This is a genomic window from Pandoraea pneumonica, assembly GCF_902459645.1.
GTDB classification, from domain to species: Bacteria; Pseudomonadota; Gammaproteobacteria; order Burkholderiales; family Burkholderiaceae; genus Pandoraea; species Pandoraea pneumonica.
Window position 1 is genome coordinate 2,077,078 of sequence record NZ_CABPSK010000001.1, and the last position, 19,695, is coordinate 2,096,772.

17 protein-coding genes are annotated in these 19,695 nt (G+C 62.7%); 5 read left to right on the top strand and 12 right to left on the bottom strand.

Features of this window, described 5'->3' with window-relative positions; translation table 11 throughout:
- Positions 1-16: 16 nt before the first annotated feature.
- The 3 genes from PPN31114_RS09075 to PPN31114_RS09085 all read right to left on the bottom strand — a co-directional run bounded on the left by PPN31114_RS09075 (position 17) and on the right by PPN31114_RS09085 (position 4,166).
- Entirely contained in the window at positions 17-1,903 is a 1,887-nt protein-coding gene (locus PPN31114_RS09075) for a dipeptide ABC transporter ATP-binding protein (RefSeq protein ID WP_150679051.1), read from the bottom strand.
- A gap of 65 nt (positions 1,904-1,968) precedes the next feature.
- A complete protein-coding gene (locus tag PPN31114_RS09080) occupies positions 1,969-2,949 on the bottom strand; it encodes an isoaspartyl peptidase/L-asparaginase family protein (protein ID WP_150679052.1) in 981 nt (326 codons plus the stop codon).
- Positions 2,946-4,166, bottom strand: coding sequence for a MurR/RpiR family transcriptional regulator (locus tag PPN31114_RS09085; protein WP_150679053.1), 1,221 nt, complete (start codon positions 4,164-4,166; stop codon positions 2,946-2,948). Before PPN31114_RS09085 ends, PPN31114_RS09080 begins: the two co-directional genes overlap by 4 nt.
- Before the next feature lie 682 nt (positions 4,167-4,848).
- Between PPN31114_RS09085 and PPN31114_RS09090 the strand changes: the two genes are divergently transcribed.
- Entirely contained in the window at positions 4,849-5,139 is a 291-nt protein-coding gene (locus PPN31114_RS09090; protein ID WP_174987817.1) for a hypothetical protein, read from the top strand.
- Between the two features lie 36 nt (positions 5,140-5,175).
- Here PPN31114_RS09090 and PPN31114_RS09095 read toward each other — a convergent pair whose 3' ends face one another.
- The 3 genes from PPN31114_RS09095 to PPN31114_RS09105 form a co-directional block, all read right to left on the bottom strand.
- Positions 5,176-5,733: a YggT family protein gene (locus PPN31114_RS09095; protein WP_150679054.1), complete on the bottom strand. Its 558-nt coding sequence runs from the start codon at positions 5,731-5,733 to the stop codon at positions 5,176-5,178.
- A gap of 64 nt (positions 5,734-5,797) precedes the next feature.
- Positions 5,798-6,973 (bottom strand): enoyl-CoA hydratase/isomerase family protein, encoded by a 1,176-nt coding sequence (locus PPN31114_RS09100; RefSeq protein WP_150679055.1) that lies wholly within the window; start codon positions 6,971-6,973, stop codon positions 5,798-5,800.
- Between the two features lie 41 nt (positions 6,974-7,014).
- Positions 7,015-8,148, bottom strand: a complete 1,134-nt coding sequence (locus PPN31114_RS09105) for an acyl-CoA dehydrogenase family protein (protein ID WP_150679056.1) — start codon at positions 8,146-8,148, stop codon at positions 7,015-7,017.
- Positions 8,149-8,609: 461 nt separating this feature from the next.
- On the opposite strand from PPN31114_RS09105, the gene PPN31114_RS09110 reads away from it, so the two are divergent.
- From PPN31114_RS09110 to PPN31114_RS09120, 3 genes are all read left to right on the top strand, one after another.
- Positions 8,610-10,271, top strand: a complete 1,662-nt coding sequence (locus tag PPN31114_RS09110) for an acyl-CoA synthetase (RefSeq protein WP_150679057.1) — start codon at positions 8,610-8,612, stop codon at positions 10,269-10,271.
- Between the two features lie 29 nt (positions 10,272-10,300).
- The gene (locus tag PPN31114_RS09115; RefSeq protein WP_150679058.1) at positions 10,301-11,068 is read left to right on the top strand and encodes an SDR family NAD(P)-dependent oxidoreductase; all 768 of its coding nucleotides are present in this window, start codon (positions 10,301-10,303) and stop codon (positions 11,066-11,068) included.
- A 121-nt stretch (positions 11,069-11,189) separates the two neighbouring features.
- Positions 11,190-12,200 carry an AraC family transcriptional regulator gene (locus PPN31114_RS09120; protein ID WP_150679059.1) on the top strand — a complete coding sequence of 337 codons (1,011 nt, stop codon included), beginning with the start codon at positions 11,190-11,192 and terminating at the stop codon, positions 12,198-12,200.
- A gap of 127 nt (positions 12,201-12,327) precedes the next feature.
- Here PPN31114_RS09120 and PPN31114_RS09125 read toward each other — a convergent pair whose 3' ends face one another.
- The 3 genes from PPN31114_RS09125 to PPN31114_RS09135 form a co-directional block, all read right to left on the bottom strand.
- Positions 12,328-13,689 carry an MFS transporter gene (locus tag PPN31114_RS09125; protein ID WP_150679060.1) on the bottom strand — a complete coding sequence of 454 codons (1,362 nt, stop codon included), beginning with the start codon at positions 13,687-13,689 and terminating at the stop codon, positions 12,328-12,330.
- Positions 13,690-13,704: 15 nt separating this feature from the next.
- A complete protein-coding gene (locus PPN31114_RS09130) occupies positions 13,705-14,787 on the bottom strand; it encodes a porin (RefSeq protein ID WP_150679061.1) in 1,083 nt (360 codons plus the stop codon).
- Positions 14,788-15,161: 374 nt separating this feature from the next.
- Positions 15,162-15,965 (bottom strand): IclR family transcriptional regulator, encoded by an 804-nt coding sequence (locus PPN31114_RS09135; RefSeq protein WP_150679062.1) that lies wholly within the window; start codon positions 15,963-15,965, stop codon positions 15,162-15,164.
- Between the two features lie 725 nt (positions 15,966-16,690).
- Between PPN31114_RS09135 and PPN31114_RS09140 the strand changes: the two genes are divergently transcribed.
- Positions 16,691-17,086 carry a transposase gene (locus PPN31114_RS09140; RefSeq protein WP_039399697.1) on the top strand — a complete coding sequence of 132 codons (396 nt, stop codon included), beginning with the start codon at positions 16,691-16,693 and terminating at the stop codon, positions 17,084-17,086.
- Positions 17,087-17,276: 190 nt separating this feature from the next.
- Here PPN31114_RS09140 and PPN31114_RS09145 read toward each other — a convergent pair whose 3' ends face one another.
- From PPN31114_RS09145 to PPN31114_RS09155, 3 genes are all read right to left on the bottom strand, one after another.
- The gene (locus PPN31114_RS09145) at positions 17,277-18,380 is read right to left on the bottom strand and encodes an NAD(P)/FAD-dependent oxidoreductase (protein ID WP_150679063.1); all 1,104 of its coding nucleotides are present in this window, start codon (positions 18,378-18,380) and stop codon (positions 17,277-17,279) included.
- 139 nt (positions 18,381-18,519) lie between these two features.
- The gene (locus tag PPN31114_RS09150; RefSeq protein WP_150679064.1) at positions 18,520-19,452 is read right to left on the bottom strand and encodes an electron transfer flavoprotein subunit alpha/FixB family protein; all 933 of its coding nucleotides are present in this window, start codon (positions 19,450-19,452) and stop codon (positions 18,520-18,522) included.
- A 12-nt stretch (positions 19,453-19,464) separates the two neighbouring features.
- Positions 19,465-19,695, bottom strand: a 231-nt coding sequence (locus PPN31114_RS09155; RefSeq protein ID WP_425325282.1) for an electron transfer flavoprotein subunit beta/FixA family protein, incomplete at its 5' end; no start/stop codon positions are given.

A 19,695-nucleotide genomic window follows, 5' to 3' on the forward strand; every position in this document is an offset into this window, starting at 1 on the left:
TTCTCCTTCTGGTTAATTAATACGCCCCCGCGACGCGATGACGCGCCACGTAATGCCCTGCGCCCACTTCCACGAGCGGCTGCACTTGCGGCTCGTCGCCCACGGCGCGAATCGGGCTCGGAATTTCTTCCGTGAGCAATTCGCGCTTGGCGTGACGCCGCGCCGGATCGGCAATCGGCACCGCCGACATGAGCTTCTTCGTGTACGGGTGTTGCGGATTCTCGAAGATCGCCCGACGCGGGCCGATCTCAACGATCTGACCGAGGAACATCACCGCCACCCGGTGGCTGATGCGCTCGACCACGGCCATATCGTGCGAGATGAAAAGGAATGCGATGCCGAACTCTTTTTGCAGATCGAGCATCAAGTTGATGATCTGCGCCTGAACCGAGACGTCGAGCGCCGAGACGGATTCGTCGGCGATCACGACCTTCGGTTTGAGCGCGAGTGCGCGAGCGATCGCGATACGCTGACGCTGACCGCCCGAGAATTCATGCGGATAACGCTGCGCATAGTCGGCCGGCAGCCCCACGCGTTCGAGCAATTCGGCCACGCGCTTTTCGGCTTCTGCGCCGCTGGCGACGCCGTGCACGAGCAGCGGCTCCATGATCGAGAAGCCGACGGTCAAGCGCGGATCGAGCGACGCGAACGGGTCTTGAAAAATGAACTGGATGTCGCGGCGCAGCGTCTGCAAGGCGCGTCCTGCGAGATCGTGAATCGGCTTACCGCCAAATTCGATCGAGCCGCCCTGGCTCGCCACCAGACGCAGCAACGCACGGCCGGTGGTGGATTTGCCGCAGCCCGACTCGCCCACGAGACCCAGCGTTTCGCCGGGATACAGATCGAAGCTCACGCGCTCGACGGCATGCACGCGCTGCGTCACGCGGCCAAAGAAACCCGACGGCACGTCGAAGCGCGCGACCAGATCTTTCACGCGCAGAATCGGGCCGTCTTCGGTCTTGACCGTCGGCTGCGGGGTCTCTGCGGCCGGTTTGGCATCGGCAGGGGCGTCGTAGCGCAGCAGCGGAAAGCGTGCGGGCAAATCGGTGCCTTGCATCGAGCCCAGCCGCGGCACCGCCGAGAGCAGCGCTTGCGTGTAACGCTCGCGCGGTGCAGAGAAGATTTCTTGCGACGGACCGGCTTCCACCTTGTCGCCACGGTGCATCACGAGCACACGGTCGGCCACTTCGGCCACCACCCCCATGTCGTGCGTGATGAACACCACGCCCATATGCATCTCGTCTTGCAACGCGCGAATCAGTTGCAGAATCTGCGCCTGAATCGTCACGTCGAGGGCCGTCGTCGGCTCGTCGGCGATCAGAATGCCCGGCTTGCACGACAGCGCCATGGCGATCATCACCCGCTGGCGCATGCCGCCCGAGAGTTGGTGCGGGAAGCGGGCCAGCACGCGGCGGGCTTCGGGAATGCGCACGAGTTCGAGCATGCGCAGCGCCTCGGCACGCGCGGCGGCATGGTCTTTGCGCTGGTGCAGTCGAATCGACTCGGCAATTTGCTCGCCCACCGGGAACACCGGGTTGAGCGAGGTCATCGGCTCTTGGAAGATCATCGCCATGTCGGCACCGCGAATGGTGCGCATGGTGTGGCCGCTGGCTTTCGTCAGATCGACCAGCTTGCCGTTGCGGCGGCGCATGATCATCGAGCCTTGGGTAATCTTGCCGCCGCCGTTTTCCACCAATCGCATGGCTGCGAGCGAGGTCACCGATTTGCCGGAACCGGACTCGCCGACGATGGCGAGGGTCTCGCCGCGATCGACGTGGAAGGACAGGTCGCGCACCGCCGTCACCACACGTTCCGACGTGGCGAACTGCACGGTGAGGTTGTCCACGGCGAGCACGCGCTCGTCGGGCAACGAAATCGTAGGGGTTGTCTTACGCTCTGCCACGCCTGTCCTCGCTAATCTACGCTTGCTAATACGGTACTGAAGGTGAATCGATAGGGAATCGGGGATTACTCGTGGATCGCCGTCACGGGCGTCTCGCCCACGCGAGCGACGCCGCGATACATGCCTTCGGTGTTGAACGGCAACGCCACGTTGCCCTGTGCATCGACGGCGATCAGACCGCCGCGCCCTTGCACGCGCGGCAAGCGCTCGTGAATGACGCGCTCGGCGGCGTCGGCAAGCGACAGCCCGGCGTAGGCCATCAATGCGCCCACTTCATAGCAAGCCACGGCGCGGATAAACGCTTCGCCCGTACCCGTTGCCGACACGGCCGCGGTGGCGTCGTTGGCATAGCAGCCCGCGCCGATGAGCGGCGAATCGCCGACGCGGCCCACGGCCTTGTTGGTCATGCCACCGGTCGATGTCGCGGCGGCCACGTGGCCGTGGATGTCGCAAGCGACAGCGCCGACCGTGCCGAATTTGGTATCGGGGTCGATGGGTTCATTTGAACCGCCCGAGGCATCGTTGCGCTTGAGCGGCATGTCGTGATCGAGTGCCACGGCGGCGTCGGCAAGTGCGCGTTGCCATTGGGCGTAACGCGCGTCGGTATGGAAGTACGCCGGTTCGACCAACTCTGCGCCATGTTCAGCGACAAACGCTTCAGCACCCTCGCCCACCAGCAACACGTGCGGGCTATGTTCCAGCACCGAACGGGCCGCGAGGATCGGGTTGCGCACACGGTGCACGCAGGCGATGGCGCCCGCGTCGAGCGTTGTGCCGTCCATGATCGCGGCATCGAGTTCGTGGGTGCCTTCATGCGTGAATACAGCCCCGCGTCCAGCATTGAAGCGCGGGCAATCTTCCAGTTTGCGCACCGCTTCCGTCACGGCGTCGAGTGCCGAGCCGCCAGCCGCGAGTACGGCCTGCCCGGCGCGCAGCACGTCGGCAAGCGCTTCGTGATAGGCCTTGAGTTCTTCGGGCGACGTGTCGCGGCTAATGGTGCCTGCACCGCCGTGAATGGCGATGACTGCGCGTTGTGGGGTGCTCATGAGGCTTTGTCCTTTCTGTCCTGGGCGCTCGGCGTCGTTTTGGCCAGCGCAGCCGATGGGGTCGTGTTGGCGTGCGCGGCAGTGGTTGCGGCGCTCGCTAATGGCGATGAACTCAGCGATGAACTCGGCGATGAACTCGGCGATGACTTCGGCGTTGACGTTGGCACTGGGGCCGGGTTCGCCGTCGAGGGGGTCACCGGGCTCGTCGCCGGGGCGGTTGCCGAGGTTGTCGCATTGGCGGCCAGCGTCGCGCCCTGAGTCGTCGCGACACGGCGCACCAACGGGGCGTTGGCTGGCGCGTTCGCCGGGGCATTGGCCGACGCCGCAGCGGACGCCACCGAGGCCGAGTCGAGCCACGGCAACAAGAAATCGGTCAGTTCCGTCGCGCGGTCGACGGCATGTTTGGCACGCTGCGCAACGGCGTCGCACAGGGCGTCGATCATGGCGAGCACGCTCGCTTCGGAGTTGCTCGACAGACGCGGCTTGCTACGTACGAAGAGGACGATGTCGCCCAGCGGCGCAAGCGGCGACGTCGGGCTATCGGTCAGCACGAGTATCTGCGCACCCCGGCCACGCAGGCGGCGGCACAGCGTAATCGTGTCCGTCACATACCGGGGAAAGCCCAGCGCGATCACGAGATCGCCTTCGCGCAGCTTGAAGAGTTGACGCGCAGCATGCGTGGAGCCACCCACACCGACCACAGCCTGCACGTTCTCGCAGTAAGGGTCGAGACCGTGGTGCAACAGACCCGCGAGGTAACCGCTGGCGCCCAGGCCCAGCACGTGAATGCGGCGCGCCTGCAAGATCGTCTCGACGGCGCGCTCGCAGGTGCCAGCATCGAGCGTGCGGCGGGTCCAGTCGAGGTTTTCCATCGCTTGCGCGAGCGAGGCGGCCATCACATCGGCGCTGGCGGTCATCTGCGCTTTGCTCGTGCGCAGGCTTTCGATGGGAGCCAGCGTCGCCTCGAAGCCACGCACCATCGCCGCGCGACATTGCGGGTATCCGTCGAAACCCAACGCGCGGGCGAAACGGTTCACGGTGGCCAGCGACACCCCAACGGCATCGGCGAATTCGTCGATACGCATGGTCGCCGCCCGGAACGTGTTGTCCAGCACGAACGCCGCCATGCGTTGTTGCGCAGGCGTCAGTTCAGGCATGGCACGCACGATGCGCTCGGTGAGCGGCAAATCGGCAGGCAACGAATCGGCGTCGATCATGACAAGCAGCGGTGAGTCCGTGTAATCGATGTAAAGGGTGTTACGGGTGTAAGGGGTGTAACAAAAAGCACGTGAAAGTTTTGCGAGCCCACTCACCGGCAACGAATCGATCCGGACATCGGTCTTACCGATGACCACGCGTTGACGAGGGACAGCATTCACGAAGTGGAGGAAAGTATATTTTCATCACGCCCCCGTCAAAAGAAAAAAAATTACTCAAATGGGGTGTCGTTGCTCGCCAAATGCAGGGCGATGGCCCGCAAACCCTGTCAAAACAAGGGGGAAGCTCGTCAAGCTACGCAAAAAGCGGGCATACTAGGGGAAACCCGAACACACGAACTCGCCGGACGCTTTGCGATCCGACATCTCAATGTGTGGGAGTTGCGCCAAGGCGGTGTTAGCACCGTGACAATGTCGCGCGGCATCCGGCACGAGAGCACAGGCATCAGGGGGTAGGCGCCGCGAAGCGGCGCTTATTGATTGAACTTGATTGAGTTGAACTCGATTGAGTATCAGGCAGCAGATTCACAGGACAGTCGCATGACCGCCTGGGGAGGCTAGGGTCTGTTCATCCTAAGTTGAGGCGAGTCGTAACGTCGTAACACGTAGTAATCATGGCGTAGCCGTGGGCTTACATCTGCCCCGTACGCTGACGTGAAAAATCGCCTCAAGGAGTACGACCATGCTGAGCCCGCATGAAATCGCCACGTTGATATTGGCGGCCGCATCCCTGGGACCTATCGATGCCGATGCGCTCGAACCGCCCGAACTCGCCGCGCTGGAGCAAGCGCGCCTCGTCCACGTTGCCGTCGATCAGGGACAAACCAAAGTGACTGTGACCGAAGATGGTCACCGTGTGTTGCGTCGCCTGGGCATCGAGCCCTCGGTTGGCGAGCGTTCTGATGCGCCGCGCATGGCAGCGCGGCGCGAGATGAAGGATGGCGACGTGGCGGGTGAACCCCGCCCGGCATGATGCCGATCTGATATCGGCCCGATGCCGGAACGGATATCAGAGCGTTGCGAAGAGCAGGCTCAGGCGCGCGAGCACGATCAGCAGAATCTGCATCAGCAGGAACAGCGCCAGCGGCGACAGATCGAAACCGCCCAGTTGCGGAATCACACGACGCAGCGGGCGCAGCAGCGGATCAAGCAGGTGTTGCAGGATGGGCATGGCCATCGCGCGCGGGTTCACCCACGACAGCACGGCCATCAACAGCGTCATCCACATCACCAGGTTGGCGCCCCACTTGGCGACGAGCACCAGCGCCACCAACAAGCCACGCGGAAACACCGCGAGCGGCGACACTCCCACCACAGCAGTGATCAGCACGAGATAGACGATGGCGCTCAGCCACGCGCCGATCACGCATGCCCAATCGATACCGCCCACCCCCGGCACGATGCGCCGCAACGGCAACACGAGCCAGTTCGTGAATTGGAAAATGCCCTGAGACAGCGGATTACCCGGGGGCAGACGTGTGGCTTGCATCCACACGCGAAGCAACAACAAGGCGCCGAACAGCGAGAAAACGAGATCTAGCAGCAGACGGGCGATTTCGACGAGCATCTGGACTCCAACGGGTTGAGCGGTGCCCCGCAAAACCGGCATTGTCGCACGCGTTTGCCCGAGTTCAAGCGTCTTCGCCCAACGTCCTCAACGGATGCGCATCCGCCGCCCACGGCGACGTGAAGAACGCATCGACCTGCGCCACCGGCACGTCGGCAATCGACGCATAACGCCAGCGCGGATTTTTGTCCTTGTCGATCAGCAAGGCGCGCACCCCTTCCACGAAGTCGCCCGATTCGAAAGCGTGATAGCCGAGTACCAACTCCATACGAAAGGCGTCAGCCAGATCCAACCGACGCCCCTTCTGCAACTGCCGGTCGGTCACACACAGGCTCAGCGGGGAGCGTTGCTTGAGCAGCGCAAGTGTCTCGACGGCCCACGACGTGCTGACGTTGTCGGCACTGTCGGTGCTGTCTGCATCGTTGGCGCCGTTGGCACGATCGGCGTCAGCCTGTAACGACGCGACGATTGCCGGGACGTCGATAGCGCTGAAATGCCGGTCGAGCGTAGCGCGCACCGGCATCAACCGCGCGGCATCGGTCCAAGTTCGACCCAGCGGAAGAATTGCAGCGCGCAACTGGCCAAGCGGGTCGGCCGTATCGCCCTGCGACCAGTCGAGTTGCCAAAGCGTCTCGCGCAGTCGTAACGGTGCGTCCCCTTCAAGCCAGACATCCGCCAGCCCGCAATAAAGCGCGTCCGCCGCCCCGATCGTCGCACCGACCAGTCCCAGATACCGGGCAAGCGTTGGCGCGAGATGCCCAAGGAACCAACTGGCCCCAACATCAGGGAAGAGACCGATGCCGGTCTCCGGCATGGCAAGGCGTGTCTTGTCGGTCACGATCCGCAGCGCAGCCCCTTGCGCCACGCCCATGCCACCGCCCATCACAATGCCGTCGAGCAGCGCGAGGTATGGCTTCGGGTACCGATGGATCAGATAGTCGAGCCGGTATTCGTCGACAAAGAAGTCGCGATGATGCGTCGCATTGCTCAGTCGGCTGTCGTATAAGGCCCGCACGTCGCCGCCTGCGCAGAAGGCCTTCTCCCCCGCCCCTTCGATCAGCACAGCGCGAACCGCTGGATCGTCGGCCCACGCCGTCAGCTGCGTCCACATCGAACGCACCATGCCGTGCGTGATGGCATTCAGTGCGCGCGGCCGATTCAGCGTAATCACGCCAAATCCGTTGATCACCTCGAACAAGACTTCGTCTTGCGCCTCAATGGCGCCGTCATGCAGATTCACGTGCCCTCCTCGCTGTCGTGCACTCAGTCCACTCAGCCCACTCAATCCAGATTGCGGGCGATCACTTGCCGCTGAATCTCGCTCGTCCCTTCGTAAATCTGGGTGATGCGGGCGTCTCGATACAGGCGCTCGACCGGATAGTCCTGAAGGTAGCCATAGCCGCCGTGAATCTGAATGGCATGGGTGCACACCCACTCCGCCAGTTCCGAGGCAAAGAGCTTTGCCTGAGACGCTTCCGACAGACACGGCAACCCTTGCGTACGAAGGGCGGCAGCGTGAAGAATCAGGAATCGCGCGGCATTGATGCGCGTTGTCATATCCGCCAGCATGTTGGCGATGCTCTGATGCTCCCGAATCGGCTTGCCGAATTGCTGCCGCTCGCCGGAATAGCGCAGCGCCGCTTCGAACGCCGCACGGGCAACCCCCAATGCCAGTGCCGCAATACCGATACGGCCGCCCTCGAGATTCGACAGTGCAATCTTCAAGCCCTGCCCCGGCTCACCGAGCAACGCATCGTCGTCGACAGCGCAGTCGACCAGCGTGATCGGGCAGGTGTCCGATGCCCGGATGCCGAGTTTGTGTTCGGGTGGCCCCACTTCGAAACCGGGCGTATTCGTCGGCACGATAAACGCGGAAATGCCCCGTTTGCCAGCCGCAGGGTCCGTCACGGCAAAGACAATCGCCATCGCCGCACGCTTGCCGTTCGTCACGAACTGCTTGTTGCCGTTGAGCACCCATTTGCCATCGCGGCGCTCGGCGCGTGTGCGCAGGTTGTTCGCTTCGGACCCCGCCTGCGGCTCAGTCAGGCAGAAGGCACCGATCTTGCGCCCCGCCGCCAGTTCCGGCAGCCAACGCTGGCGTTGCGCCTCGTTACCAAATTTCAGAATCGGTGCGCAGCCCACCGAGTTGTGGACGGACATCATCGTGGCAGTCGACGCGCATCCCGCCGCGATCTCTTCCATCGCCAGCGCATAGGCTGTGTAGTCGGTGTACGAGCCGCCGAACTCCTCAGGCACCATCATGCCGAGCAGACCCAGCTCGCCCATCTGCGCCACCATAGCGTCGGGCAGTGCGCAGTCGCGATCCCACTGCGCGGCATTCGGCGCGAGTTGCTCGCTCGAAAAACTGCGCGCCATATCGCGAATCATGCGTTGGTCTTCAGTATAGAAATCCATGCTCTGTCTCCCGCACCCGGTTTGGTAACTGGCGCTTTTTGCAATGTCGATGAACTAAGTTTAGGGATGACGGTGTCGCGGCACCATAGCCAAAAACGGCAAATTGGCTGAGCGGAATTGCCATCGGAGGCGTCCGGCCCGGACCTCGGATAAACCCCTAGGCCTTGCCCCGCGCGGCATTGCAAACCTCAGGCGCCACGCCGCTGCCCTGCTCATGCAGTGGATAAATCCCTCACCGAATCTGAACCGATTGGACATTGCCTGTTGCCGACAGCGCGCATTACGATGAATTCCGCCATTGCCCCGCGAGCACCGCACCCCCATCCCGATACGCCTATCCAGACGGTGCCGAGGGAGGCCGATACGCCACGCCGCCGTGCGCTGGGCCCGTTTTAGGGGCACCAGCGACCTCATCATAGGCGCGTTGCGACCGGCCAGCATCCGACTACAGGAGACAAGCCATGACTGCGGATTACGCCAATGCCTACGCGGCATTCGATCTCGACGCGACCGTAAAGGCCACGCTCGACGGCAATCTCGATGCGATGAACGCGTGCATCGAATGCTGCGACCGGCATGCCTTGCCCGGGCGCATTGCGTTGTTCTGGGAGGGTCGCGACGGCACGAGCCAGACGTGGACGTTCCGCCAGCTTCAGACGCTCTCGGCGCGTTTCGCCAACTTTCTACGTGAACAAGGCGTGCAACCCGGCGACCGCGTGAGCGGGCTGCTGCCGCGCACGCCCGAACTGCTCGTGACGATTCTCGGCACGTGGCGCGCCGGGGCGGTTTATCAGCCGCTTTTCACCGCATTCGGACCGAAGGCCATCGAGCATCGTCTGCAAAGTGCACAAAGCAAGCTCGTCGTTACCGACGCGGCCAATCGAGCCAAGCTCGACGAGGTCGCCCAGTGCCCGGCGGTGGCCACCGTGAGCGGGCCGCGCGGGCAAGGCGTGCGGCGCGGCGACTTCAGTTTCTGGCACGAGGTCGAACAGCAGCCAGAGACGTTCGCGCCCGTCATGCGACGCGGCGACGATCCATTCCTGATGATGTTCACGTCGGGCACGACCGGCGCCGCCAAGCCTGTCATGGTGCCACTGCGCGCCATCATGGCGTTCGTCGGTTATATGCGAGACGCTGTCGACCTGCGCCCGACCGACACCTTCTGGAATATCGCCGACCCGGGCTGGGCTTATGGCCTTTACTACGCGGTGACGGGCCCGTTGGCGATGGGCATTCCGACAACGTTCTACGACGGCCCCTTCAACGTCGAGAGCACTTATCGAGTGATCCGCAAGCTCGGCATCACCAACCTCGCTGGGTCGCCCACGGCATTCCGTCTGCTCATCGCGGGCGGCGACAAAGCCGCCGCCCCCGTCAAAGGCCAGTTGCGGGCAGTGTCCAGTGCCGGAGAACCGCTGAATCCGGAAGTCATTCGCTGGTTTGGCGAGCATCTCGGTGTGACGATCCACGATCACTACGGCCAGACGGAACTGGGCATGGTCGTTTGCAACCATCACGCGCTGAATCATCCGGTGCAAGCGGGCGCGGCAGGTTTTGCCTCGCCGGGGCATCGAGTCGTGGTGCTCGATGACGACGGCCATGAATGCCCGGTCGGTCAGCCCGGCGTGCTTGCCCTCGATCGCAAGCGCTCGCCGCTCATGTGGTTCGGTGGCTACTGGGAACGCGAAACGCCCTCGTTCGTCGGCGACTATTACCTCTCCGGCGACACGGTCGAGCGCAACGACGACGGCAGCATCAGCTTCGTCGGCCGCAACGACGACGTGATTACCTCCGCCGGTTATCGCATCGGCCCGTTTGACGTGGAGAGCGCCCTCATCGAACACCCGGCCGTAGTCGAAACCGCCGTGGTCGGCAAGCCCGATCCGGAACGTACGGAGCTGGTGAAGGCGTTCGTCGTACTGCACCCGCAGTTCGCGCCGAGCGAGGCGCTCGCCTGCGAGTTGCAGGAACACGTGCGCCATCGCCTGTCCACCCACGCGTACCCGCGCGAAGTCGAATTCGTCAGCGAGTTGCCCAAGACGCCAAGCGGCAAGTTGCAACGCTTCATCTTGCGCAATCAGGAAGTCGCCAAGGCGCAGCAGGCAGCGGCCGGCGCAGCCTGACACTCATTACTCTCTAGGAATCGCCGTCAATGCAAATCAAGGATCACGTTTTTCTCGTCACCGGCGCATCGTCGGGCCTGGGCGCCGCCACCGCACGCATGTTCGTCGATGCCGGTGCCAAAGTCGTGCTGGGCGACATCAATGCCGAGGCTGGTGCCAAACAGGCTGAAGCACTCGGAGACGCCGCCCGCTTTGTGGCCACCGACATCACGCGCGAAGACGACGTGCAACGACTGGTCGATACGGCAACGTCCGCCTTCGGCGGTTTGAACGGTGTCGTCAACTGCGCCGGCTTGGTGATCGGCGAGCGCATTCTCGGCAAACAAGGGCCGCACCGGCTCGACACCTTCGCCCGCATCGTCAACGTCAATCTGATCGGCACCTTCAATGTGCTGCGTATCGCGGCATCGGCAATGGCCGAAGGCAAGGCGGACGCCGAAGGTGAGCGTGGTGTGATCGTGAACACCGCCTCGGTCGCTGCGTTCGACGGCCAGATCGGCCAAGCGGCGTATGCCGCGTCCAAAGGCGGCGTCGCGGCGCTCACGCTGCCCGCCGCACGCGAACTGGCACGCGTGGGCGTGCGTGTGGTCACCGTTGCGCCGGGCATCTTCGAAACGCCGATGATGGCCGGGATGACACCGGAGGTGCAGGCCGCGCTCGGCGCGTCGGTGCCGTTCCCGCCGCGACTGGGCCGCCCGTCGGAATACGCCGGGCTCGTGCGTCATATCGTTGAGAACACCATGCTCAACGGCGAAGTGATTCGTCTTGACGGTGCGCTGCGCATGGCACCGAAGTAAGCGCCGTTTGGCGAATTAGGACTACGCCGATCCGACTTTCGGACGGCTGTCGAAGCGATGGCGGGGGCCGCACTGCTAGAATCCTTGCGTCCCCCTGCTCCGACATCCCGGTTCGCCACGCATGGAAAAAGGCAGCATCTCGATTCACTTCGTCATCAACGCGCTGGCTCACGTCGAGCGTCTCGGCGGCAATTCCCACGCGCTGTTGCTCTCCGCCGATATTGCCCCTTCGTTGCTCGCGTATCCACAGGCACGCGTGCCCGCCGACCGTTACGCCCGGCTTTGGCGACTCATCAGCATTGCGCTCGACGACGAATTTTTCGGCCAAGATTCACGCCGCATGAAGGTCGGCAGTTTTGCCATGCTGTGCCATAGCGTGATTGCTTGCCGCACGCTGGAGCAAGCCCTGCTGCGGGCTGCGCGCTTCATGGGGTTGTTGCTCGATGACCTCGAAATGCATCTGGTGCGCGATGGCACGCTCGCCCGGCTGGAAGTCCACGAGCGCGACGATAAGCAGGCACCGCGCATCTTCGGACATGAGACGCTGCTCATCCTGTTTTACGCCCTCACCTGCTGGCTGATTGCGCGCCGGGTCTCGCTGAGCACTGCGTACTTCGCATTCGACGAGCCCGTCTATAGCGACGAATACCGCACGATGTATTCCCCGCGGCTTGTCTTCAATGCCGATCACACCGGTATCGAATTCGATGCGGCGTGTCTCGATCTGCCCGTGGTGCAGGACGAAGTCACCGTTAAGGATTTCCTTCGTGCGGCGCCGGGCAACATCATTCTCAAGTACAAGAACACGAAGGGCATGGTTGCGCGAGTCCGGCGCAAACTCAAGACCATGCCGACCGATAGCTGGCCAGCATTCGAAACCCTCGCAGGCGAGTTTCACACCACGCCGTCAACGCTGCGCCGACGTCTCGAAGACGAGGGCCAGTCGTATCAATCGATCAAAGATCAGTTGCGACGCGACCTTGCGATCCATGCGCTATGCAATACGTCGAAGCCGATGCTCGATATTGCGCTGTCGTTGGGTTTTGCCGACCCGAGCGCCTTCTTCCGCGCATTCCGCAAGTGGACTGGCGTGCGTCCGGGCGACTACCGGCGTCAAGCCGTCGAGGCATAAAAAAAAGGTACGACCGGCAGGATGGCTGCCTTTCGTACCGCCGCCTTTCATACCGCTGCTTGTCGTACCGCTTCCGTACCGCTGATGTTCGAGACTTCGCGATGAAGACCGCTCATCGCGACTTCATTCAGGCCGCCTTCGCCTTCGCATCAACGTGAGTCTGTGCGCCGTCGTCATCGTCATCCAACTCGATGCGCTTCACCTCGCCCAGCAACAGCAGGTAGCACAGCACGCCGGCGATGGCGAAAAGGCTGATCAGGCCCAGCGCCCAGCCGAACGAGCCGGTCGCCTTCACGATAAAGCCGATGGCGATCGGGGTGACGATGCCCGACAAGTTGCCTGCGAAGTTGACCGCGCCGCCGGTGATACCGACCATGCCCTTCGGGGCGATGTCCGCCACCAGCGACCACGATGCCGATGCCACGCCCTGTGCGAAGAACGCGAACGACATGATGGCGATAACGAGCCAGTTGGCATCGGTCAGCACCGTGAGCGACATCGTCGGCACGAGCAGCAACCCGGTCACGATCGGTGTCTTGCGCGCCGTGCCGACGGCCACACCGCGACGCAGCAGCCAATCGGAGAGCAAGCCCCCGCACACCACGCCAATCGACGCGGCGACGAACGGCACCGATGTCATGCCCCCCGCCTTGAGCACCGTCATCTTGCGCTCGGTGATCAGGTACGTCGGAAACCACGTCAAGAAGAAGTACAGCGACGAGAGCGAGGCAAACTTGCCCACGCAAATCGCGATGATCTGACGATTGCGGAACAACACCAGCAGCTTCTTCCACGGGAATTTCTGCGACGCTGCGCGATTCTCAGACTTCACCTCGACCAATGCGCCGCCGCTGCGAATGTGCTGCAATTCGGCCGCGTTGACCCACGAGCACTTGTCCGGATCGCGATAGCCCACGAACCAGACACCGGCCCAGACAATGCCGAGCAACCCGGTCGCGTAGAAGATCTCGCGCCAGCCCCAGGTGTGCGCAATCCAGAACAGCAACGGCGTGAGTGCCGCCATGCCGATGTATTGGCCCACCAAATAGACGCTGGTGGCCACACCCCGCTCACGCTGGGCAAACCAAATCGACACCACCCGGTTGTTGACGGGGAACGTCGGCGCTTCGGCAATGCCCACGCCCAAGCGCATGCCGAACAGCGTGACAAAACGCGTCGCGAAGCCCTGCATAAACGTGAGTACCGACCAGCTCAGAATGGCCACGCCATAAATGGCACGCGTGCCGAAGCGGTCGATGACCCAGCCGCCCGGAATGTTGGCGATCACATACGTCCAGGCATACGCCGAGAAGATGAAGCCCAACTCGACCGGGCCCAAGCCGAACTCCTGCTTGAGCATCGGTGCCGCCACCGACAAGTTGGCGCGGTCGACATAGTTGATGACCGTGCCGACAAACACCAGAAATAGCATCCAGTAGCGCACGCGCGACGGGCGCTGCGCGGATGACGGGGAGGGGGAAACTGACATGTGAATTTCCGGCAATCAGAAGCTGTGATACATGCCCAGGCGCACCAGCACCTGATCGTGGTTGCTCGACGCCCCGATCGGGTACGAGGCGGCGCGATCGTTGCCGTTGGCACCGATGTACGTCACCTGCGCTTGCAACTGCGTGCGCTTCGAGAACGAGTACATATCGCCGGCTTCCACTTGGTTGTAGTGCGTGTGGTTGAACGACGAATACGAATAGCCAAGGGTGAGCGTGTTGGCATCGGTCGCGCGGTACTCGGTGCCCACGTCGTAATTGAACATGTTCCCCGAGCCACCCGGCGCGCGCACTTCGCTGCGCGTGTAGAGCGCGTGGACGTTCCAGCGCGACGAGATGCGATACGAGGCGCCGATACCGGTGTTGTTCACGGCGTCGGACTTGAACAAGTTGGTTGCCGAGAGTCCCGATTGGCCGAACAGTGATGTGATGCCCAGTCGCGACGAGAAGTCGAACGTGCGCTTGTTGATGCTCACGTACGTGGCCGCGACGGACAGCGGACCGTTGTCGTACTTCAGGTAACCGCCCATCGTGCGGCCCAACGCATTGCCGCCCGCAAAGCCGTACATCAGGCCGCCGGTCACGCCGAGATAGCTCGCGCTGTTCCACTTCACGGCATTATCGATCTGCGACGAATTGGCCAGGTTATCGAGGTTGCCCGGGTGGTAGGCGTACAGGTTGTGTTGCCAGAAGCCGTTCGAATAACGGATCGACACGTCCTGCATGAAATCGGTTTGATGGCCGATCGAGACCGTGCCGTAACGATCGCTCGCCAGACCGACCCACGCTTGACGGTTCCACTCCACGCCGCTGTTGATCAGCGCGCCGGTGCTGGTGTTGAAGCCTTGCTCCAACTGGAACACGGCGGCGAGGCCGCCGCCGAGATCCTCGCGACCCTTGATGCCGAAGCGATCGGGCTGGCCGATACCCGCATCCATCTTGAACAAACGACCGCCACCCGAATTGCTCACGTACGTGAGGCCATCGTCGACGGTCCCGTAAATCTGCAACGAATTGCCGGCGGCATGGGCCGCTCCGACGCATGCCAACAGGCACGCTGCGCCGATACTGCGTCTCTTCACCTTCTACTCCTGTTCTGCTTCCTGATGCTGTCCAAGCTGTCGGGGCTGGCTAGACCTTTGGCCCCGCGCCGATCTCATCACCGTCAACAAGGACGCTGCGGGACGTCACGGCTGGCATCGTTATATTGTCTTACCTATGAAACAATGGTTAATAGGTGAGACAATTATGGCGAAGAGGATAAAGTGAGACAAGCAGAAAATAGGTAAGCACTTATTGATGTTGCGCAAATGCTAATGACTAAGCGCTCGCGCGTCAGCGGGGAAAAAATTGCGTGCGGGCGCTGCGGCACGCGCAGGCGCGACCAAAACAAAGGGGCCCCGAAGGGCCCCTGCTGTTTTGCCGAAACGATCGCCGCTAGCGTGCGGCGCCGCGCTTATCGAACGGCCGCGACCGATTCGCCTCGGTAATTGAGCTTGTGCGAAAGTTCGTCGGCGGCCGACACCACCTTTTCGACAATGCCGTTTTCCAGCAAGTCGGCTTCGACGCGGGCCTGCGGAATCGTCACGCTGATGACGGCGGCAATCTGCCCACGATGGTTGCGCACCGGCGCGGCAATCGTCGAAATGTTCTGCTCGAAAAATGCCTGACTCATGCTGTAGCCGCGTGTGATGTCCTCCTGAACCACTCGGTACAGCGCATCGACGGTCGTCGGCGTGTGCGCCGTGTAAGCCTCGAGCTTGCGCTCGGGATACAACTGCTTGAGCGATGGCAGTGAATAGTCGCCGAGCAGAATATGCCCCACCGCCGTCGCATGCGCAGGCAGCCGCGTGCCCACGCGCACGGTGCCGAACACCAGTTCGCGGCTGGCGGCCTTCGCAACAAACACCGCATCGCGTTGATCGAGGATCAGGATGTGGCTCGAGAAGCCCGTGGCATCGCGCAGCTTCTCGATCACGGGCGTGCCCAGATCGGTCAGTTCCAGCGAGTTGAGATATTCGAAGCCGAGCCGCAGCACGGCGACGCCAAGCCGGTAGTGCCTGTCGTCGCCCGCTTTCTCGATGAAGCCTTCGGCCTCCAGCGTCTGGAGCAGACGGAAGACGGTCGAGCGCGGAATGTCGAGACGTCGCGCCAGATCAGCCCCGCCCAACACCGGCTCTCGCGCGGAGAAGGTCATGAGGATGCGCAGGCCACGCTCGAGGCCAGGGACGGAGTATTTGTTATCGCTGTCGTTGCTCATGCCGTTTGCGCACACTGGCGCCGACCGGCATGCAAACTTCTCGCGCAGCCGATAGACGATATTCAGGGAAGGCGCACATTATAGGCCACGGTTTGCAGCACCGGCCATGACGGTGTGCCGAGCGAGCGCCAGGCCAGTTCTCACACGGCGAGACGACCGGTTGCGCCTGCACACCCCGGGTTGCGCCCGTTCTCGCAGCAAGTTGCCCTTTGACGGCGCAGGCGGGCACCCTTCTTGGGCGATTCGCCTCGTCTCGGGTCCATGCACCGCAATGGGGGTAATTCCGAAGCGCGTCGACGCTCAGTTTTTGTCATCATTGCGCCTGCAAGCTTGACAAGCTGGCGCATGTGGAGCGAGACAATCTGGGCGGCACCGAGAACAACAAACGATCCGGGCCGACCAAACGCACGTATCCCTTTTCTCCTGACGCTTTTGCGATTGCCTATCCCAATAGCCACCAGGAGCTGCGCCCACCTGCCAAGTGGGCGTTTTTTTGCTGGTCAAACGCTCCCTTCGCAGTGTGGTCCGACCCGCCCGCGGCGTTCTTCACGAGAGAACCCGATGATCTGGCATGCTTGTTGCTTGTATTTCCAGCATCGGGGATCGACGCCGCCTTGGCCGAGGTTTCGACGATAAGCACGCACCAGATTGCATCCGGTAGTGCCAGATCGCGAAGTCCGGACTCGCCCCCTGCGGCGCCTCCGTTTGTTTTGGGTCGAGGTGTTATGTTTAATGAACTGAGCGACGTTGAATGGCACGCCCTGCGTGATCTGATTTGCGACCGGCCGGTCCGTACGGAACGACGTGGTCGCCCTCAAGTCGAGCAGCGCACGCTGACCAATGCTGTCTTGTGGGTGCTGTTCACTGGCGAGAGCTGGTCCAAGCTGCCGATGCAGTATCCCTCCGTGCCGACTTGCCGCCGCAAGCTCAACGAATGGCGCGAATCGGGGATGCTCGATACGATTTTGAAACGCCTGCAACAATCGGGACGCGATATCAGCGCCTGTGCAGGTCAGATCAGCAAGCCGGCACGCAGCACGCCGTGCGGCGACACCGATCGTCTGCGTGGCGTGTTCTGGACGAACCCGGCCTCGTGGAAGCCCCCGGTGGCTGTGCGTTAATCCCACGGATTACGCCCCTGTAAGCCACGAATTCGATTCGACAGGAATGCCGCGCCATGCTCGCGGCACCGTCTAGCAGGCATCACGGGGTTAGCCTAAGCGCTTGTTCAGGCTGAGGGCCTTGCGCTGAGAATGCGCGAGAAAAACGCGAGATCGCGCGAGATTGCGACCGTCTGGCCGCGATCTCGCGTCAGAGCAGTGCGTGCACCGCGTCGGCAATGGCCAGCGATGCCGTCAGCCCCGGCGACTCGATACCGAACAGGTTCACGAGTCCCGCCACGCCATGCACCGCCGGACCGTCGATACGGAAGTCCGCCGCCGGTTGCCCTGGCCCGCTAATCTTCGGTCGAATGCCCGCATAGCCCGGCTGTAATGCGCCGTCGGCCAGTGCTGGCCAATAGCGACGTACCGCCGCGTAGAAGCCGTCGCCATCGGCCGGATTCACCGTGTAATCGATGTCGTCGACCCACTGCACGTTCGGGCCGAAGCGCGCTTGTCCGCCCAGATCGAGTGTCAGGTGAACGCCCAGTCCGCCGGGCTCCGGCACCGGATAGATCAGATGCGTGAACGGTGCCCGCTGCGCGCAACTGAAGTAACTGCCCTTCGCGTAGTAGCGCTGCGGGATGTGCGCAGGCGCCAGCCCTTCGAACGTGCGCGCGATATCCACCGCATAAAGCCCCGCGCTGTTGATCACAGTATTGGCGAGCAGCGTCGACGTCTCGCCATCGGTCTCGACGGTGAGTTCGATACCGTCCACTCCACCCACTCGGCCACCGACGACACGCGCGTCGAAGGCCAGCATCGCACCCGCGTTTTCGGCGTCGCCCTGCAAGGCGAGCATCAGGCCGTGACTATCGACGATGCCCGTTGACGGGGACAGCAATGCACCAAAGGTGTGCAATGCGGGCTCGCGTTGGGCCACTTCGTCGGCGGTGAGCCATTGCAGATCGTCGACGCCGCTCGCGCGCGCGTTGGCGGCAATGGCTTCGAGTTCGCCTACTTGATGGTCGGTGGTTGCCACGATGAGCTTGCCGCAGCGGCGATGTTCAACACCGTGAGAGGCGCAGAAGTCGTAGAGCTTGTGCTTGCCCTCGACGCAGAGTTTGGCTTTGAGCGAACCGGGCGGGTAATAGATACCGCCGTGGATGACTTCACTATTGCGCGAACTCGTACCGGTGCCGATCGCGCGCTCGGATTCGAGGATCACCACCTCGCGGCCAGCCAGGGCCATGGCGCGTGCGACGGCAAGTCCCACGACACCCGCGCCGATCACGACGCAATCGACTTTGTCCATTGATCTTCCTTGGTTGCCTTCCGATTCGGATGAGGACGCAGCGCACTGCCCACCTCCTCATGCGAATCGGCTGCGGGGCCAGTCTCGCGACCCGCCCCGCAGCACGATGTTTCTTACTGTCTTGCAGGCTTGCGTGCGATTACAGCGCGCTCACCAGTTCCGGCACGACGGTGAACAGATCGCCCACCAGACCGTAATCCGCCACCGAGAAGATCGGCGCTTCCGGATCCTTGTTGATCGCCACGATCACCTTCGAATCCTTCATCCCCGCCAAGTGCTGAATCGCGCCCGAGATACCGACCGCCACGTACAGCTGCGGCGCCACGATCTTGCCCGTCTGACCGACTTGATAGTCGTTGGGCACGTAACCGGCGTCCACTGCTGCGCGCGAAGCACCGAGAGCGGCACCCAGCTTGTCGGCCAGCGGCTCCAGCACCTTCGTGTAGTTCTCGCCCGAGCCCAGACCGCGACCACCCGAGACGATGATCTTCGCGGAGGTCAGTTCCGGACGGTCCAGCTTCGTCACCTCACGGCCCACGAACTGCGACAGGCCTGCGTCCGGCGTCGCGGCGACGCTTTCCACTGCGGCGCTGCCACCCGTGGCCGCTGCCGGGTCGAAGCCCGTCGAGCGCACCGTGATCACCTTCACCTTGTCGGCGCTTTGCACCGTCGCAATCGCGTTACCGGCGTAGATCGGGCGCTCGAACGTGTCGGCGCTGTCGACCTTCGTGATATCGGAGATTTGCGCGACGTCGAGCAGTGCAGCCACGCGCGGGGCGATATTCTTGCCGTACGCGGTTGCCGTTGCCAGGATGTGCGAATAGTTGCCAGCGATCGACACCACTTCGTCAGCGATGTTCTCGGCAAGACCATCGGCGAAGTACGGCGCGTCAGCAAGCAGCACCTTCTTCACGCCAGCGATTTGTGCAGCGGCGTCAGCAGCGGCCTTGGCATTGCTGCCAGCGACCAGCACATGCACGTCGTCACCGCATTGCAGTGCTGCCGTCACGGTGTTGAGGGTCGCGGCTTTGATCGATTGATTATCGTGTTCAGCGATTACCAGAATGCTCATCTCGTCGTCTCCTTACAGGACCTTGGCTTCGGTCTTCAGTTTGTCGACGAGCGTTGCCACGTCCGCCACCTTCACCCCTGCGCTGCGCTTAGGCGGCTCGGCCACCTTCAGCGTCTTCAGACGCGGCGTGACATCCACGCCCAGATCGGCAGGCTTCACCGTCTCCAGAGGCTTCTTCTTCGCCTTCATGATGTTGGGCAGCGTCACGTAACGCGGCTCATTCAGGCGCAAGTCCGTCGTGAT

What these genes read in the sequence shown, in the direction of transcription:
- PPN31114_RS09080 (WP_150679052.1), bottom strand. Translation starts at nt 2,949, where the DNA reads ATGAGCACCCCACAACGCGCAGTCATCGCCATTCACGGCGGTGCAGGC.
- PPN31114_RS09085 (WP_150679053.1), bottom strand. Translation starts at nt 4,166, where the DNA reads ATGATCGACGCCGATTCGTTGCCTGCCGATTTGCCGCTCACCGAGCGC.
- PPN31114_RS09090 (WP_174987817.1), top strand. Translation starts at nt 4,849, where the DNA reads ATGCTGAGCCCGCATGAAATCGCCACGTTGATATTGGCGGCCGCATCC.
- PPN31114_RS09095 (WP_150679054.1), bottom strand. Translation starts at nt 5,733, where the DNA reads ATGCTCGTCGAAATCGCCCGTCTGCTGCTAGATCTCGTTTTCTCGCTG.
- PPN31114_RS09105 (WP_150679056.1), bottom strand. Translation starts at nt 8,148, where the DNA reads ATGGATTTCTATACTGAAGACCAACGCATGATTCGCGATATGGCGCGC.
- PPN31114_RS09110 (WP_150679057.1), top strand. Translation starts at nt 8,610, where the DNA reads ATGACTGCGGATTACGCCAATGCCTACGCGGCATTCGATCTCGACGCG.
- PPN31114_RS09115 (WP_150679058.1), top strand. Translation starts at nt 10,301, where the DNA reads ATGCAAATCAAGGATCACGTTTTTCTCGTCACCGGCGCATCGTCGGGC.
- PPN31114_RS09120 (WP_150679059.1), top strand. Translation starts at nt 11,190, where the DNA reads ATGGAAAAAGGCAGCATCTCGATTCACTTCGTCATCAACGCGCTGGCT.
- PPN31114_RS09125 (WP_150679060.1), bottom strand. Translation starts at nt 13,689, where the DNA reads ATGTCAGTTTCCCCCTCCCCGTCATCCGCGCAGCGCCCGTCGCGCGTG.
- PPN31114_RS09135 (WP_150679062.1), bottom strand. Translation starts at nt 15,965, where the DNA reads ATGAGCAACGACAGCGATAACAAATACTCCGTCCCTGGCCTCGAGCGT.
- PPN31114_RS09140 (WP_039399697.1), top strand. Translation starts at nt 16,691, where the DNA reads ATGTTTAATGAACTGAGCGACGTTGAATGGCACGCCCTGCGTGATCTG.
- PPN31114_RS09145 (WP_150679063.1), bottom strand. Translation starts at nt 18,380, where the DNA reads ATGGACAAAGTCGATTGCGTCGTGATCGGCGCGGGTGTCGTGGGACTT.
- PPN31114_RS09150 (WP_150679064.1), bottom strand. Translation starts at nt 19,452, where the DNA reads ATGAGCATTCTGGTAATCGCTGAACACGATAATCAATCGATCAAAGCC.